This is a genomic window from Sulfitobacter undariae (assembly GCF_014196805.1).
In the GTDB taxonomy this organism is placed as follows: domain Bacteria; phylum Pseudomonadota; class Alphaproteobacteria; order Rhodobacterales; family Rhodobacteraceae; genus Sulfitobacter; species Sulfitobacter undariae.
The window spans coordinates 24,744-38,216 of record NZ_JACIEI010000019.1 but is presented as its reverse complement, the minus strand read 5'-3'; the positions used below and the strand labels follow the sequence as shown (position 1 = coordinate 38,216).

At 61.6% G+C, this 13,473-nt stretch carries 14 protein-coding genes; 7 read left to right on the top strand and 7 right to left on the bottom strand.

Going from position 1 to position 13,473, the window contains the following annotated elements; genetic code table 11:
• Window positions 1-8 precede the first annotated feature (8 nt).
• Genes GGR95_RS16830 through GGR95_RS16805 form a run of 6 tightly spaced genes read right to left on the bottom strand, consistent with a single transcriptional unit; the run spans window position 9 to window position 5,297 of the window.
• Window positions 9-935, bottom strand: a complete 927-nt coding sequence (locus GGR95_RS16830; RefSeq protein WP_184567938.1) for an isoaspartyl peptidase/L-asparaginase family protein — start codon at window positions 933-935, stop codon at window positions 9-11.
• Window positions 932-1,837 (bottom strand): polysaccharide deacetylase family protein, encoded by a 906-nt coding sequence (locus tag GGR95_RS16825; protein ID WP_184567936.1) that lies wholly within the window; start codon window positions 1,835-1,837, stop codon window positions 932-934. The genes GGR95_RS16830 and GGR95_RS16825 overlap by 4 nt, the downstream gene beginning before the upstream one ends.
• Window positions 1,834-2,589 carry an SDR family NAD(P)-dependent oxidoreductase gene (locus tag GGR95_RS16820; protein ID WP_184567934.1) on the bottom strand — a complete coding sequence of 252 codons (756 nt, stop codon included), beginning with the start codon at window positions 2,587-2,589 and terminating at the stop codon, window positions 1,834-1,836. Before GGR95_RS16820 ends, GGR95_RS16825 begins: the two co-directional genes overlap by 4 nt.
• Complete coding sequence (locus GGR95_RS16815; RefSeq protein ID WP_184567932.1) at window positions 2,580-3,599, bottom strand: ketopantoate reductase family protein; 1,020 nt, start codon at window positions 3,597-3,599, stop codon at window positions 2,580-2,582. The genes GGR95_RS16820 and GGR95_RS16815 overlap by 10 nt, the downstream gene beginning before the upstream one ends.
• Window positions 3,596-4,297 (bottom strand): creatininase family protein, encoded by a 702-nt coding sequence (locus GGR95_RS16810; RefSeq protein ID WP_184567930.1) that lies wholly within the window; start codon window positions 4,295-4,297, stop codon window positions 3,596-3,598. Before GGR95_RS16810 ends, GGR95_RS16815 begins: the two co-directional genes overlap by 4 nt.
• Window positions 4,284-5,297, bottom strand: coding sequence for a GntR family transcriptional regulator (locus GGR95_RS16805; protein WP_221384973.1), 1,014 nt, complete (start codon window positions 5,295-5,297; stop codon window positions 4,284-4,286). Before GGR95_RS16805 ends, GGR95_RS16810 begins: the two co-directional genes overlap by 14 nt.
• Before the next feature lie 184 nt (window positions 5,298-5,481).
• Between GGR95_RS16805 and GGR95_RS16800 the strand changes: the two genes are divergently transcribed.
• The 6 genes from GGR95_RS16800 (at window position 5,482) to GGR95_RS16775 (ending at window position 12,540) form a co-directional block, all read left to right on the top strand.
• A complete protein-coding gene (locus GGR95_RS16800) occupies window positions 5,482-7,050 on the top strand; it encodes an ABC transporter substrate-binding protein (RefSeq protein WP_184567928.1) in 1,569 nt (522 codons plus the stop codon).
• A gap of 115 nt (window positions 7,051-7,165) precedes the next feature.
• On the top strand, window positions 7,166-8,140 hold the full coding sequence (locus GGR95_RS16795; RefSeq protein WP_184567925.1) for an ABC transporter permease: 975 nt from the start codon (window positions 7,166-7,168) through the stop codon (window positions 8,138-8,140).
• The gene (locus GGR95_RS16790) at window positions 8,140-9,078 is read left to right on the top strand and encodes an ABC transporter permease (RefSeq protein ID WP_184567923.1); all 939 of its coding nucleotides are present in this window, start codon (window positions 8,140-8,142) and stop codon (window positions 9,076-9,078) included. The genes GGR95_RS16795 and GGR95_RS16790 overlap by 1 nt, the downstream gene beginning before the upstream one ends.
• Entirely contained in the window at window positions 9,075-10,040 is a 966-nt protein-coding gene (locus tag GGR95_RS16785) for an ABC transporter ATP-binding protein (protein WP_184567921.1), read from the top strand. Before GGR95_RS16790 ends, GGR95_RS16785 begins: the two co-directional genes overlap by 4 nt.
• A complete protein-coding gene (locus tag GGR95_RS16780; RefSeq protein ID WP_184567919.1) occupies window positions 10,037-11,062 on the top strand; it encodes an ABC transporter ATP-binding protein in 1,026 nt (341 codons plus the stop codon). The genes GGR95_RS16785 and GGR95_RS16780 overlap by 4 nt, the downstream gene beginning before the upstream one ends.
• Window positions 11,059-12,540 (top strand): carboxypeptidase M32, encoded by a 1,482-nt coding sequence (locus GGR95_RS16775; RefSeq protein WP_184567917.1) that lies wholly within the window; start codon window positions 11,059-11,061, stop codon window positions 12,538-12,540. The genes GGR95_RS16780 and GGR95_RS16775 overlap by 4 nt, the downstream gene beginning before the upstream one ends.
• On the opposite strand, the gene GGR95_RS16770 is transcribed toward GGR95_RS16775, so the two are convergent.
• Window positions 12,537-13,361, bottom strand: coding sequence for a SulP family inorganic anion transporter (locus GGR95_RS16770; protein ID WP_343042370.1), 825 nt, complete (start codon window positions 13,359-13,361; stop codon window positions 12,537-12,539). The genes GGR95_RS16775 and GGR95_RS16770 overlap by 4 nt on opposite strands.
• Between GGR95_RS16770 and GGR95_RS19080 the strand changes: the two genes are divergently transcribed.
• Window positions 13,323-13,451, top strand: coding sequence for a hypothetical protein (locus GGR95_RS19080; RefSeq protein ID WP_281395973.1), 129 nt, complete (start codon window positions 13,323-13,325; stop codon window positions 13,449-13,451). The genes GGR95_RS16770 and GGR95_RS19080 overlap by 39 nt on opposite strands.
• The last annotated feature ends 22 nt before the right edge of the window (window positions 13,452-13,473 follow it).

Genomic DNA, 13,473 nt, shown 5'->3' with positions numbered 1-13,473 from the left:
GGTTTCCTTTAGCGGTAGATGAAGGTTTCGAACGCGCCGTCCTGGGTGACCCTGCCGCGGTACATGCCATCGCAGTTGAACGGCATTGTGATGTTGCCCTTGGCGTCCACCGCGATCACCCCGCCGGAACCGTCGTTTTCGGCCAGATCGTGCATCACCACATGCGCGGCGGCGTCCTCAAGCGATTGGCCCGCATGGCGCATCCGCGCGGCGATTTCGGACGCGGCGGTGTAGCGGATGAACACCTCGCCGTGGCCGGTGCCGGAAACGGCGCAGGTGGCGTTATCGGCAAATGTGCCGCTGCCGATGAGCGGGGTATCACCCACACGCCCCGGCAATTTGGCGGTCATGCCGCCGGTAGAGGTGGCGGCGGCAACGGTGCCGTGCGTGTCGCAGGCCACCGCGCCCACGGTGCCGTGACGCCGCGCGGGGTCATCGTCTTCGCAGCCTTCGGAACGCATTTCGAGGGTGGATTGCAGCGCGTCCCAGCGGGCTTGGGTGAAGAAATAATCAGGCTCTGCAAAGGGCAAATCCGCCGCGTGCGCCACGTTAAGCGCGTTGGGGCCGATCAGCATGACGTGATCGGTGTGCTCCATCACCGCGCGGGCGGCGCGGATCGGGTTGCGCGGGCCAAAGATGCCACCGACAGCGCCAGCGGCGCGGGTGGCACCGTCCATCACGGCGGCGTCCATTTCCTGTTTGCCATCGGAGGTGAAAACCGCCCCGCGCCCCGCGTTAAACAGCGGCTCGTCCTCAAGCGCACAAACAGCGGCGGTGACCGCATCAAGCGCGCTGCCACCTGCGGCAAGGATGGCGTGCCCCGCATCAAGGGCGGCGCGTAGGCCGGCGTGGTATCCGGTTTCAAGCTCGGGTGTCAGATTGGCCTTGAGGATTGTGCCGGCGCCGCCATGTACGGCAAGGGAAAATCGTTTCATTTCGGGCCTTTCGGGGTCATTCCTGCCTGCTCTGCGCAGTATTGCGCGATTTCGGCGTGGGTCGCGATCCAGCAATCGCCTTTGTCGGTGATCCGCTCCAGCAGTTCTTCGAGGATGAAAATCCGGCTGCGGTAGCCGGTGACATGCGGGTGCATGGTGAGCAGGAACAGCCCGTTTTCGGCATACGCCCCTTCGAATTCGCGGGTGAAGATATCGAGCACATCGGCGGGCGCGGTATAGGGGCGTTGCGCGCCGAAACGGTTCATCATGAAGTAAACCGCATCGTCGCGAATCCATTCGACGGGCAGTTCGACCATGCCTGTCGGCTCGCCGTTTTGCAAAATCTCGTAGGGGTCATCGTCGGAGAACAGCGAGCTGTCATAGATCAGACCCATTTCGCGCGCGAGGCTGAGGGTGTTGGGGCTGTAATCCCAGGACGGGGTGCGCATGCCGACGGGGCGGGTGCCTGCGATCTTTTCCAGCGTATCGGCGGCGCGCAGCATCAGGTCGCGTTCGGTCGCTTCGTCCAGCCCTGTGTTCAGTTCGTGAATCCAGCCGTGCAGGCCGATTTCATGGCCGTCATCTGCAAGGCTGCGTTGTTCTTCGGGGTGCAGCAGGGCGGAGACGGCAGGCACGAAAAAGCTGGCCTTTGCGCCGAAACGGTCCAGCACGCGGCGGATGCGCGGCACACCGCGGCGGGTGCCGTATTCGCCCCAGCTGAGTCGGGCGGTGGAGTTGCCGCCATCGCGCAATTCGTTGGTTTCATGGTCGCTGTCGAAGGACAGGGCCACGGCGCAGCGCGCGCCGTTCGGCCATTTTGCAGGGAGCAGATTGCGGCCTGCGCGCACGGCTTCGACCTTGCCGCGCCAGATTGCTTCGTCCCATGTGTGTGGATCGTTCATGCGTGTCCTCCATCGACTTGCAGGGTTTGTCCGGTGATCCAGTTCGCCTTGTCGGAACACAGGAAGGTAACGGCATCGGCAATGTCCTGTGCGCGGCCAAGGCGGCGCATGTGGATGTTGCCGATGATTTGTTTCTGCCGCTCGGTGCCGAACGCGTCCCATTGCCTTTCGGTGGCGGGGTTGGAGAGGATGAAACCGGGGGCGACGGAATTGACGGTGATGCCTGCGGGCCCCAGCTCAAGCGCGAGTTGTTTGGTGAGGCCGATCAGCGCGTGTTTGGCGGCGGCGTAGGCTTGGATGCCGGTCAGGCTTGCCTTGAGACCCGCGCCCGAAGAGATGGTGACGATGCGGCCCTGTCCGCGTTTTTTCATCGCCGGAGCAAAGGCCTGTGCGCACCACATCGCGGCATCGACGTTGGCGGCAAAGATCGTGTGCCAGTCGTCGGGGGTGATGTCCTCAAGCGGGCGGCCGGTCTGGCCGCGCACGCCACCAGCGGCAGTGACAAGGCCGTCGATGGTGCCGTGCTGTGCGATGACCTCGGCGCACAGGGCATGGGCGGTGGTTTGGGTGCCCAGATCGCCCGCGTGGGTGGTGACGCGGGGCAGGGGGGCGAGATGCGCCATGCCGCCTGCGTCAATGTCGATTGCCGCGACGGTGGCACCGGCGTCCGTAAGGCCGCGCACGATGGCCGCGCCGATGCCTTGGGCGGCACCCGTTACAGCAAAGATTTTTCCGTCAAGATTCAACTGCATACCGGCACCATCAGATCAAGGAGGTCGGTGGATTGTGCGCGTTTGCCGTCTTCGATGTCGTGGATCAGGTCGCACAACAGCGCCAGCGCGGGTGTGGCGACGCCGTGGCTGCGCCCGATGTCGACCAGCACCCCGATTTGCGCATCGACTTCGGTTTTGCGTTTGCGCACGGCAAGGTCGCGGTAGATACCGGAATGGGTTTTTGCGGTTTTGCGATTGTGGGCAACCATCGTGTCGATGGCGATGTTTATGCCTGCGGCGTCGTTGGTGCGAAAGGCGTCGGGATCAAAGCCGTTGAACCCCAGCGGGCGGATGCCTTCGGCTTGCGCCAGCTGCATCGCTTCGGTCCCGAGTTTGGCAAAGACGGGGCGGGTTTTGGCAGGCTCCATCGCGTCGGACATGGAGGCGGGGGTAAGGGCGGTGGCGAACAGCAGCGCGCCATAACCGCATTTGCCCCAGAGATAGCCCCAGATGTTATCGGTTTTGACAGCATCAGGCTCTACGATGCTGAATAGGGCATGCATTTCGCGCAAACGGGGGGTGTCGGAGCCGTCAAGTTCACCCAAGGCCACGGCGGCGCGGTTGCCATACAGGATGCGCCCCGGTTCAAGCCAGTCGGCACCGAAATTGACGAAACAGCCCAACGTGCGGTCCGCGCCGATCCGCGCGGCAATGGTGCGTTCGTTCAGGCCGTTCTGTGCGGAGACGACATAGCCGTCGTCGGCCAGATGCGGCAGCAGCATGTCGAGCGCCGCGTCGGTGTGGTGCGCCTTGACAGCGAGGATCACGCGGCGGAATTTGCCGGTGAGGGTGGCGGGGGTGTCGGCGGGCAGGATTTGGGTGAACTCTTCGACCGGCCCTTCGATGTGCAGGCCGGTGGTTTGCATGGCGGCGACGTGGTCCTCGACAATGTCGACCATGTGCACGGGATGCCCCGCGCGGGCGAAATATGCGCCAAGGATGCCGCCGATTGCGCCCGCACCCCAGATCAGGATTGCATCATCGCTCATGTCCAGTCGCCTGCCAGCTGCGCGCGGGTTTCTTCGACGGCGATGCCCCAGATGCGGTGCATGTCGGCGTCGGGTTTTTGGTAGTGGCCGCCGTAGTTGCCATCGCCGATCAGGTCGCGCACACCGGCGGCGTTGCGGTCGCGCAGGCGGTCGAAATCGACGTAGGGTTTTTGTTCGGGCGGTACGGGGCGACCGTCAAGGCGGGTCCACGGGAAATTTTCCATCCATGACGCGTGCGAGGCGATGGGATCGACGTCTTGCACGGCGGCCCATGTTTTCGGGGCGCGCCACCAGTCGTGGAAGCGGCAGCGCGCGCCCATCCGGTCTTGCATCCATTCGGCGCACACCGGCTGTACGGGGCTGTTGCCGCCGTGGCCGTTGACGATGAGAATCCGGCGGAAACCGGTATCATAGAGACTGTCGAGAATGTCGCGCACAAGGGCGGCGTAGGTTTGCAGGCGCAAGGAGACCGTGCCGGGGAAGCCCATGAAATAGGGGGTCAGGCCGTAGGGAACGGCGGGAAACACCGGAACGCCCAACGGCTCGGCGGCGTCGGCGGCCATCTTGTCCGACAGGATCGAATCGACCGAGAGGCTGAGGTGTGCGTGCTGTTCGGTGCTGCCCAGGGGCAAAACACAGCGGTCGTCGTTTTTAAGGTATTCTTCGACTTCGAACCAGTTGCTGTCACTTATTCTCATTTTGCGTGTCCTTTGTTTGGTTTTTGGCCCGCACAGCTTCGATTGCGGGCAGAACTTTGGAGCGGACGGCGTGGCTGTCCGGGGTGTGGCGGTATTCTATTGCGGTTTGATCCGCGCGCAGGGATTTGAGCAGATATTCGGCCCCTGTGGAGTAGATCAGCACATCGACGCGGGCGAGGAGATCGGGCAGCCCGTCAAAATCGCGCGGCACCGCCGTAATGCGACCCAAATGCGGGGCAAAACGGTCTATCCCGCTTTTGAGGGTGGGCAGGAAATCATCGAAATAAGAGACGACCCCGACGTTTGCTTCGGGGGGGATACCGGCGAGGGCGATGCGGGTTTGCTCGTTCGGGATCAGGGTCATGCCCAACACCGGCAGGTTGGAAAACAGGCGCTGTGCGTCGGCGGTCAGGGTGTGCGGGCAGATGACCAGATCCGCCGCAGGTTCCGCGCCGCGCCCGAGGTCTGCGACGCTTGCGGCGCTTATGGTGTCGATGTCGCTGAGGTAGGGTTCCAGATCGTTTGCGTAGGCTTTGGTTGCGTCCAGAAATGTGCCCAACACGAGGATGCGCAGCGGCAGGACGGCGGCGGGCGGTGCCATGGAAATGCGAAAGGCGATGTCCTGACGTGACAGGCCCAATTCGCGGCCCGCCTGCACAAGGGCGGCGATCTGGCGCTCGAAATCGGCGAGGCGCTGTGTCTGGCTGGGGGGGAGCGGCGCGCGGTCGGCGACAAACGTGCCCGAGCCGATGCGCCCCTCGATATGGCCACGCGCCTGAAGCGCGGTGTAAACGCTGCTGACGGTGACGGGAGACAGCTTGAGACGGGCGGCGAGGCGGCGCACGGAGGGCAGGCGCGCGTTCGCGGGAATGTCACCGGTGGCGATGCCGTATTCCAGCGCACCGCGCAGTTGCACCGACACAGGCACCGACGATTGCGGTTCAATTGCCGCCGCGATGCGCGCCAGTGCCGAGTCGATTCCATCTGTTTCAGTGCGCATCATGGTGTATCAATTAACTGTAACGGTTGCTGGTGCAAGAGTGGGTGCGGCGGGCTTCGTGCATCATTGTTGCGCGAAACATGGGCGTTATGCAAATTTAATTCCGCAAATGTGTTATATTTTCTTGACCTCAAATTTACCTGATGCGTAGTGTTACAGAACACCATAACGGATGGAGAGTGAAATGTTGAAAACTACACTAAGGTCTGGCGTTGCCTCGCTTGCGCTTCTTGTGGCCGCACCGGCGGTCATGGCGCAGGATTTGATGCTTGGTCTGCGGGCCGGACCCGATTCCATTGATCCGCATTGGTCCACTCTGGGCAGTCAGGCCGAGGCGCTGCGCCATGTTTTCGACACGCTTATTGATGTGGATGACAAGCTTCAGATGATGCCGGGTCTTGCCGTCAGCTGGGAAGCGATTGACGATACGACGTGGGAATTCAAAATGCGCGAAGGCGTGAAATTTCATGACGGCAGCGATTTTGACGCCGAAGATGTGAAATTCTCGATCGAGCGCATCCCGGAAGTGACCGGCCCGATGCCGATGACGCTGTATACAAAATACGTCGAGAGCGTTGAGGTGGTTGATCCGCTGACGCTGCGCGTGACGACAAAAGGCATGGCGCCTTCGCTGCCAAACGACTTCACCCGCCTGTTCGTTGTCCCCTCCGAAACCGGTATGGAAGCGCGCAACGAGGAATTCAATTCGGGCGAAAAGGCCATCGGCACGGGCCCGTATACCTTTGTAAGCTGGCAGCCCAAAGGTGATTTGGTTCTGAAGCGGAATGACGAGTATTGGGGCGGCGCGCCTGCGTGGGAGAATGTCACCCGCCGCGAGATTGCGGATGACGCCGCGCGTGTGGCCGCGTTGAAATCCGGTCAGGTCGATCTGATCAACTATGTTCCCGCGACCGATTATCTGTCGATGCAGAACGACAACAGCCTTGAAACATTTGTGTCGGATTCGATTTATATCCTGAACATCGCGCCATCGGTAAAGGACGAAGAGCCGCAGCCGATCAAGGTGAACGGCGTCGAGGTCGAGGGCAATCCATTGCAGGATCTGCGGGTGCGCAAGGCGCTTGATCTGGCGATCAACCGCGAAATTCTGGTGAAAGTGGTCCTTGAGGGGCTGGGCAAACCGGCGAACCAGCTGATGCCCGAAGGGTTCTTTGGCTATTCCAACGAACTGCCTGTGCGGGAGTATGACATCGAGCAGGCCAAGGCACTGTTGACCGAGGCGGGGTATCCCGACGGGTTCGAGATTGATTTCACCTGCACCAACAACCGTGTGCCCGGCGACGCCGTGGTGTGCGAGGCGCTGGCGCAGATGTGGTCGCGTCTGGGTCTGAAGGTGAACGCGCAGGCCTTGAACGGTACTGTCTATTTCCCCGCCGCTGCGCGTGAGGAATACACCATGACGATGTCCGCATGGGGCACGTTGACGGGCGAAGCCGCCTATACCTACGGCGCTTTGGCGCATACCAAGGACGCGGAAAAGGGCTTTGGCAACTTTAACCGTTCGGGGTATTCCAACCCTGAATTCGACAAGGTTTTCTTTGAGGGCAGCCAGACATTGGACCCCGAAGCGCGCAAGAAGCTGTACGAAGAGGCGTCTTTTATCGCGATGGAAGACCGCGCATTGATCCCCACAGTGATTTTGCAGACCGTTTGGGCGGCCAAGGCGGATACGCTTGATATGACGCCGCGCGTCGATCAGGAAACCCGCGCCTATGCGATCACGCCGGAATAAACCGGTTCAAGCGGTCGGGCGGCGCGCAGTTAGATAATTGCGCGCCGCTCCTTTTTCTACGACAAGCTGATCCAGTCATGCCCTTTGCGAAACAGGGGCGAAACGCGAGGTTGAAATGTTTGGTTATCTTGTCGGGCGATTATCGCAGGCGGTTGTTGTGGTCTTTGCCATGTCGGTCATCGTTTTTGTCGGGGTCTATGCCATCGGCAATCCGATTGATGTGATGATTGATCCCGGTGCCACGGCCGAGATCCGCGAAAACCTGATCCGCCAGTACGGGCTGGATCAACCGCTGTGGCGGCAATATTTCACCTTTGTCGGCAATCTGTTTCAGGGCGATCTGGGCCGGTCGATGGTGTATAACATCTCGGTTACGTCGCTGGTGTTCTCGCGCCTGCCTGCCACGCTTGAGCTGGTGTTGGTGTCGGTGACGATTGCGGCGGTGGTGGGGATTCCGGCAGGGCTTTATGCCGGGTATCGTCCGAACAGCATTGGTGCCAAGCTGATTATGGCGCTGTCGGTTTTGGGATTTTCGGTGCCTACGTTCTGGATCGGGATGCTGTTGATCATGGCGTTTGCGGTTGAATTGGGGTGGTTGCCATCGGGCGGGCGCGGCGAGGTGGCAGAGTTCTTGTGGTTCAAGACGTCGCTGGCCACATCGAACGGCTGGAGCCATGTGATTATGCCCGCGATCAACCTGTCGCTGTTCAAGATGGGTCTGCTGATCCGCCTGACCCGCGCAGGCATGGTCGAGGCGATGGGCGCGGAATATGTGCGCTTTGCGCGCGCCCAGGGATTGCCGGACCGCCAGATTGTATTCAGCCACATCCTGCGCAACATTTCGATTCCGGTGATCACGGTGTTCGGGCTCGAGCTTGGCTCGACCCTCGCGTTTGCGGTGGTGACGGAGACGGTGTTCAACTGGCCCGGTGTGGGCAAGCTGATTATTGATAGCATTTTGCAACTGGATCGGCCTGTGATGGTGTCCTACCTCGTGATGGTGGTGATCCTGTTTGTGCTGATCAACCTGATTGTTGATCTGATCTATGCAAGGCTGGACCCGCGTGTCCGTCTGAAAGGAGGCTCGTGATGCCCGATACCCTGACGCCTGAGAGCGGCGTGATCGCGGTCCCCTCTGCACCGCCAGCCGAAACGCGCGCGATGCGCCTGCGCAACTTCTGGTCGGATTACCGCCAGTCGTGGGTGGCGATTGCCGCGCTGATCGTGATTGTTGCCTTGTTGATGGGATCGTTTGGCGCGCCTTTTCTGGTGCCGCAAGATCCCTATGATCTGGCGAAACTGGATTGGATGGATGCGTTTTTGCCGCCCGGCACCGAGGGGTCGGGGGGGTATGTCCATCTGCTTGGTACCGACAACGCGGGGCGCGATATGCTGTCGGCGATCCTGTACGGGCTGCGCACCAGCTTTGTGATCGGGTTATCCGCCGGGGCGTTGGCGCTGGTGGTGGGGATCACTGTCGGGCTGACGGCGGCGTACTTCGGGGGCCGGATCGAGGCGCTGTTGATGCGGATCGTTGATTTGCAACTGTCGATGCCTGCGATCCTGTTGGCGCTGGTGATGGTGGCGATGCTGGGGCAGGGGATTCCGCAGATCATTTTCGCGCTGGTTGTGGCGCAATACGCCTATTTCGCGCGCACCACCCATGGCGCGGCCTCGGTCGAGCGGCGCAAGGATTACATCGAGGCGGCGCGCTCGACCCCGCTGCCGACATGGCGGATCATGTTCAAGCATTTGTTGCCCAACGTGCTGCCGCCGTTGATTGTGGTTGCAACGGTACAGGTGGCCAGCGCGATTTCGCTGGAAGCGACGCTGTCGTTTCTGGGGGTGGGCCTGCCGCTGACCGAACCGTCGTTGGGATCGTTGATCTCGAACGGATTCAAATACATTCATGCGGGGCGCTATTGGTTGTCGATCTATCCGGGGGTTTTCCTGATGATCACGGTTGTTGCGATCAACCTTGTGGGCGACCAGATCCGCACCGTAATTGACCCGAGGAACAGCCGATGACTGCCGCACTTGATGTTCAGGGCCTGACCACCCGTTTTGCCACCCGTGGCGATCCGGTAACGGCGGTAAATGACGTGAGCTTTTCCGTGCAAAAGGGCCGTATCCTTGGCCTTGTCGGAGAAAGCGGGTCGGGCAAAAGCGTGACAGGGTTCTCTGTCATGGGATTGATCGACGCGCCGGGAGAGATTTCGGCGGGCAAGGTTCTGGTGGATGGAAACGATTTGCGCGCGCTGTCGGACGAACACATGCGCAAGATGCGCGGCAACAAGGTTGCCATGGTGTTTCAAGACCCGATGATGACGCTGAACCCCGTGTTGCGCGTGGGCGACCAGATGGCGATGGCGGTGCGGGTGCATCGCAAGATGTCCAAAACCGCAGCGTTGGAGGAATCGCGTGCAGCCCTTGAGGCGGTGGGGATTCCGTCGCCCGAAGAGCGGTTGCAGGCCTATCCGCACCAGTTGTCGGGCGGGATGCGGCAACGGGTTGCCATCGCGATGGCGCTTTTGCACAGCCCGTCGGTGATTATCGCGGACGAGGCGACAACGGCGCTTGATGTTTCGATTCAGGGGCAGATTCTGGCGGAGGTGCGCGATCTGGCGGATACCACGGGCGCGGCGATTGTGTGGATCACGCATGACCTTGCCGTGGTCTCAAGCCTCGCGGATGATATTTGCGTGATGTACGCGGGCAAGATCGTGGAGCGCGGCACGGCGCAACAGGTGATCGACCATCCGCGCCATCCCTACACCAAGGGGCTGCTGGATTCGATTCCCGCGCTACACGAGCCGGGCAAGCATCTGCCGCAAATTCCCGGATCGACACCGCAGCTGTCACGGCTGCCGCAGGGGTGTCCGTTTCGCCCCCGTTGCCCGCGCGCGAGCGACATTTGCAAAACCGTACCGCCCGCCGATACCGTCGATGGGCAAACCGTCCTGTGCCACCACCCGTTGGAGCGAACATGACCGATCCCATTTTGAAAATCGAACACGTCTCCAAACGCTTTACCCGGATGCCGGGGCTGGCCGAGCGGCTGGTCGGCAAGGTAACCGGTGGGGGCAAGCCGGTGACGGTTCATGCGCTGACGGACGTGTCGCTTGAGGTGTCGCAGGGCGAGGTGTTGGGTATTGTGGGCGAATCCGGCTGTGGCAAATCCACGTTGGGCCGTGTTGTGGCGGGCATTTATGCGCCCAGCGATGGCAGCGTGACCCTGCACGACAAGCCGGTTGCGCGCACCCATGGCGGCAATATCGACAAGCTGACGACGCAGGTGCAGATGATCCATCAGGATCCGTTTGCCTCGCTTAACCCGCGCATGAAGGTGGGCGAGACATTGGCCGAAGGCCCGCGCTATCACAAGATTATTCCGGCCCGTGATGTGCAGGCGCGGATGCGCGAATTGTTGGAGAAAGTGGGCCTTGAGGGGGCGTATGCGGATCGTTTCCCGCATCAGTTTTCGGGGGGTCAGCGCCAGCGTGTCGCGATTGCCCGTGCGCTGGCGATGGAGCCGGAGGTTCTGGTGCTGGATGAGGCTGTTGCCTCATTGGATGTGTCGATTCAGGCGCAGGTGTTGAACCTGTTCATGGATCTGCGTCGCGATCTGGGTCTGACGGCGCTGTTTATCAGCCATGATTTGTCGGTGGTGCGTCATGTGTGTGACCGCGTGGCGATCATGTATCTGGGCCGGTTGGTCGAGCTTGCTCCGGCGGATGAATTATACGCCGATCCCAAGCACCCTTATACGACGGCTCTTTTTGCCTCGGTCCCGACTGTCGGGACGGGCAAGCGGCGGTTCGAGGCGATCAAGGGTGAAATCCCGTCGCCGATCAACCCGCCGTCGGGCTGTGCGTTTCATCCGCGTTGCCCGCTTGCCGGACCGCGCTGTCGGGTGGAGGTGCCGCGCCTGACGGATGCGGGGACGGCGCGCACGGTTGCCTGTCACCTCAACGATGGCGGGGTTGATGCCAAGTCGGAGGTGGCGGCATGAGCGATGATCTGAACGCGCGTGTCGGCCGGTTGAACGATGTGCTGTGCGCGGTGAATACGCTGAATTGGGATGCGCGCACGCAAATGCCGTCTGGCGGGGCGCAAACGCGCGGGCACCAGGTGGCGACGTTGATGGGAATCGCGCGCGAGATGATCCTTGATCGCGGGATGCAGGATGCTGTTGACGCGGCGGGGGACGATCCGGCCGCCGTGGCGGTGCAAGAGGCGATCAACCATCATACACGCCTGCCCGCCGAATTACTGCGCGCACAGGCCGAACATGCCACCGTTGCGGGGGCGGCGTGGGCGCAAGCACGCGAAACATCCGATTTTGCGCTGTTCCAGCCGCATCTGGAAAAGGTTGTTTCATTGGCGCGCGAAAGTGCGCAGGCTTTGGGATACGAGGGTCATCCTTATGACCCGATGGTGCAGATTTACGAGCCGGGTGAAACCGCCGCCAGCCTTGGGGCGTTTTTCGATACGCTGCGCGCGGGTATCCTGCCGGTGCTCGACGCTGCGCGCGGACGACCCGCTCCGCGCACCGATTTTCTGTACCGCGACTATCCGCCGGAATTGCAGCACCGCTTTGCCGCCGATACGGCGCGCGCGTTGGGGTATGATTTTGATCGCGGGCGGCTTGATACCGCTGTGCATCCGTTCGAGGTGAGCTTTACCCGCAACGATGTGCGCATCACCTCGCGCTGGCCGCGCAATTACCTGCCGATGTCGATTTTCGGCAGCATTCACGAGGTCGGTCATGCGCTGTATGAGCAAGGTGTTGATCCGGCCCATACGCGCGGCGCTTTTGCGACGGATATGATCGGGCTTTATGCGGTTGGCGGCACCAGTTTCGGGATGCACGAAAGCCAGTCGCGTCTGTTGGAAAACCACGTCGGGCGCAGCCCCGCGTTTTGGGCGGCGCATTTTGCCCGCCTGCGCGATACCTTCCCGCAGCAGCTTGCCGATGTGAGCGAGGCGGAATTTGTCGCGGCCATCAACCGGGTCGAGCCGGGACCGATCCGCGTGGAGGCGGACGAGTTGACGTATGATCTGCACATCATGCTGCGTGTGCGGATCGAGATGGCGTTGATGGACGGATCGTTGGCGGTGGCCGATGTTGCGCAGGTCTGGCGCGAGGCGATGCGCGATGATCTGGGTGTGGAGATCACCGATGATGCGCAGGGGTGTCTTCAGGATGTGCATTGGTCGTCGGGCTATATCGGGTCGTTCCCGACCTACACCATCGGCAATGCAACGGCGGCACAGCTGATGGCGCATTTCGATGCCACCAAACCCGACATCCGCGCAGCGCTTGAGCGGGCGGACACCGCACCGTTGCGCGCGGCGTTGTCGGATAGCGTCTGGCAGCACGGGCGTGCGCGCAGCCGTGCGCAGATGTTGGGGGCGCTGGGGGCCGAAGCAAATGATCCGCAGCCGTACCTGTCGTATCTGAAGGACAAATTCACCGCCGTCGCCTAGCGATCGGGCGGTGTCCAGTCTTTCTCCATGGTTGCGTTGTTGCGGCGTAACCGCAAGGCAAGGCCAAGCGCGACACCGACACCGATCGCGACGGTCAGGTCCGCAAACACCGTCAAAACCAGTGTGACGCCCAGCAGAACCCGGTCGGATGTGGGGGCTTGCATATAGCCGCGCCATTTGTGCGGCTCGCTCATGTTCCATGCGGTCAGGATGAGCAGCCCGGCGAGCGCGGGCATGGCAAGATACCCCGCTAGCGGCGCGGCCAGAAGCATCACCAGCAAGATCGTCAGCGCGTGAACGACGCCTGCAACGGGGGTTTTGCCGCCCGCGCGAACGTTCGTGGCGGTGCGCGCAATCGCCCCTGTTGCGGGCAGGCCGCCAAACAGGGCGGACCCGACATTTGCGAACCCCTGTGCGAGAACCTCGGCGTTTGGTCTGTGTTGGCCACCGATCATCCGGTCGGCAACCATCGCAGACAGAAGCGATTCAACGCTGGCGAGGAAGGCGATGATGACGGCGGAGGGGAGCAGCTCGATGATCCGCTCGACGGTGATAACGGGAAGGGAGGGCACCGGCAGTGTGCGTGGCAGATCGCCAAACCGCGAAAAGATGGTATCGACGGGCAGGGCGGCAAAGGCGACAATGGCGGAGGTCAGACCGACAGCGACCACCAGCCCCGGAAATTTGGGCGCAAGGCGGCGCAAACCAACGATCAATATCATTGTGACCGCCCCGATCCCCAGCGCAAACGGGCTTAGGCTATCGCGCGCGTTCCACAGCGTGTGCATCTTTTCGATGAATTCTGCGGGAACGTCTTTGATCGACAGGCCGAACAGGTCGTTGATCTGGCTTGTTGCGATGATGATGCCAATGCCGATGGTGGAGAGTACCGTAAAGTGTGGGGCAGTTGAATTTTGGGATTGATGCTGGCAA

What these genes read in the sequence shown, in the direction of transcription:
- GGR95_RS16830 (WP_184567938.1), bottom strand. Translation starts at nt 935, where the DNA reads ATGAAACGATTTTCCCTTGCCGTACATGGCGGCGCCGGCACAATCCTC.
- GGR95_RS16825 (WP_184567936.1), bottom strand. Translation starts at nt 1,837, where the DNA reads ATGAACGATCCACACACATGGGACGAAGCAATCTGGCGCGGCAAGGTC.
- GGR95_RS16820 (WP_184567934.1), bottom strand. Translation starts at nt 2,589, where the DNA reads ATGCAGTTGAATCTTGACGGAAAAATCTTTGCTGTAACGGGTGCCGCC.
- GGR95_RS16815 (WP_184567932.1), bottom strand. Translation starts at nt 3,599, where the DNA reads ATGAGCGATGATGCAATCCTGATCTGGGGTGCGGGCGCAATCGGCGGC.
- GGR95_RS16810 (WP_184567930.1), bottom strand. Translation starts at nt 4,297, where the DNA reads ATGAGAATAAGTGACAGCAACTGGTTCGAAGTCGAAGAATACCTTAAA.
- GGR95_RS16805 (WP_221384973.1), bottom strand. Translation starts at nt 5,297, where the DNA reads ATGCGCACTGAAACAGATGGAATCGACTCGGCACTGGCGCGCATCGCG.
- GGR95_RS16800 (WP_184567928.1), top strand. Translation starts at nt 5,482, where the DNA reads ATGTTGAAAACTACACTAAGGTCTGGCGTTGCCTCGCTTGCGCTTCTT.
- GGR95_RS16795 (WP_184567925.1), top strand. Translation starts at nt 7,166, where the DNA reads ATGTTTGGTTATCTTGTCGGGCGATTATCGCAGGCGGTTGTTGTGGTC.
- GGR95_RS16790 (WP_184567923.1), top strand. Translation starts at nt 8,140, where the DNA reads ATGCCCGATACCCTGACGCCTGAGAGCGGCGTGATCGCGGTCCCCTCT.
- GGR95_RS16785 (WP_184567921.1), top strand. Translation starts at nt 9,075, where the DNA reads ATGACTGCCGCACTTGATGTTCAGGGCCTGACCACCCGTTTTGCCACC.
- GGR95_RS16780 (WP_184567919.1), top strand. Translation starts at nt 10,037, where the DNA reads ATGACCGATCCCATTTTGAAAATCGAACACGTCTCCAAACGCTTTACC.
- GGR95_RS16775 (WP_184567917.1), top strand. Translation starts at nt 11,059, where the DNA reads ATGAGCGATGATCTGAACGCGCGTGTCGGCCGGTTGAACGATGTGCTG.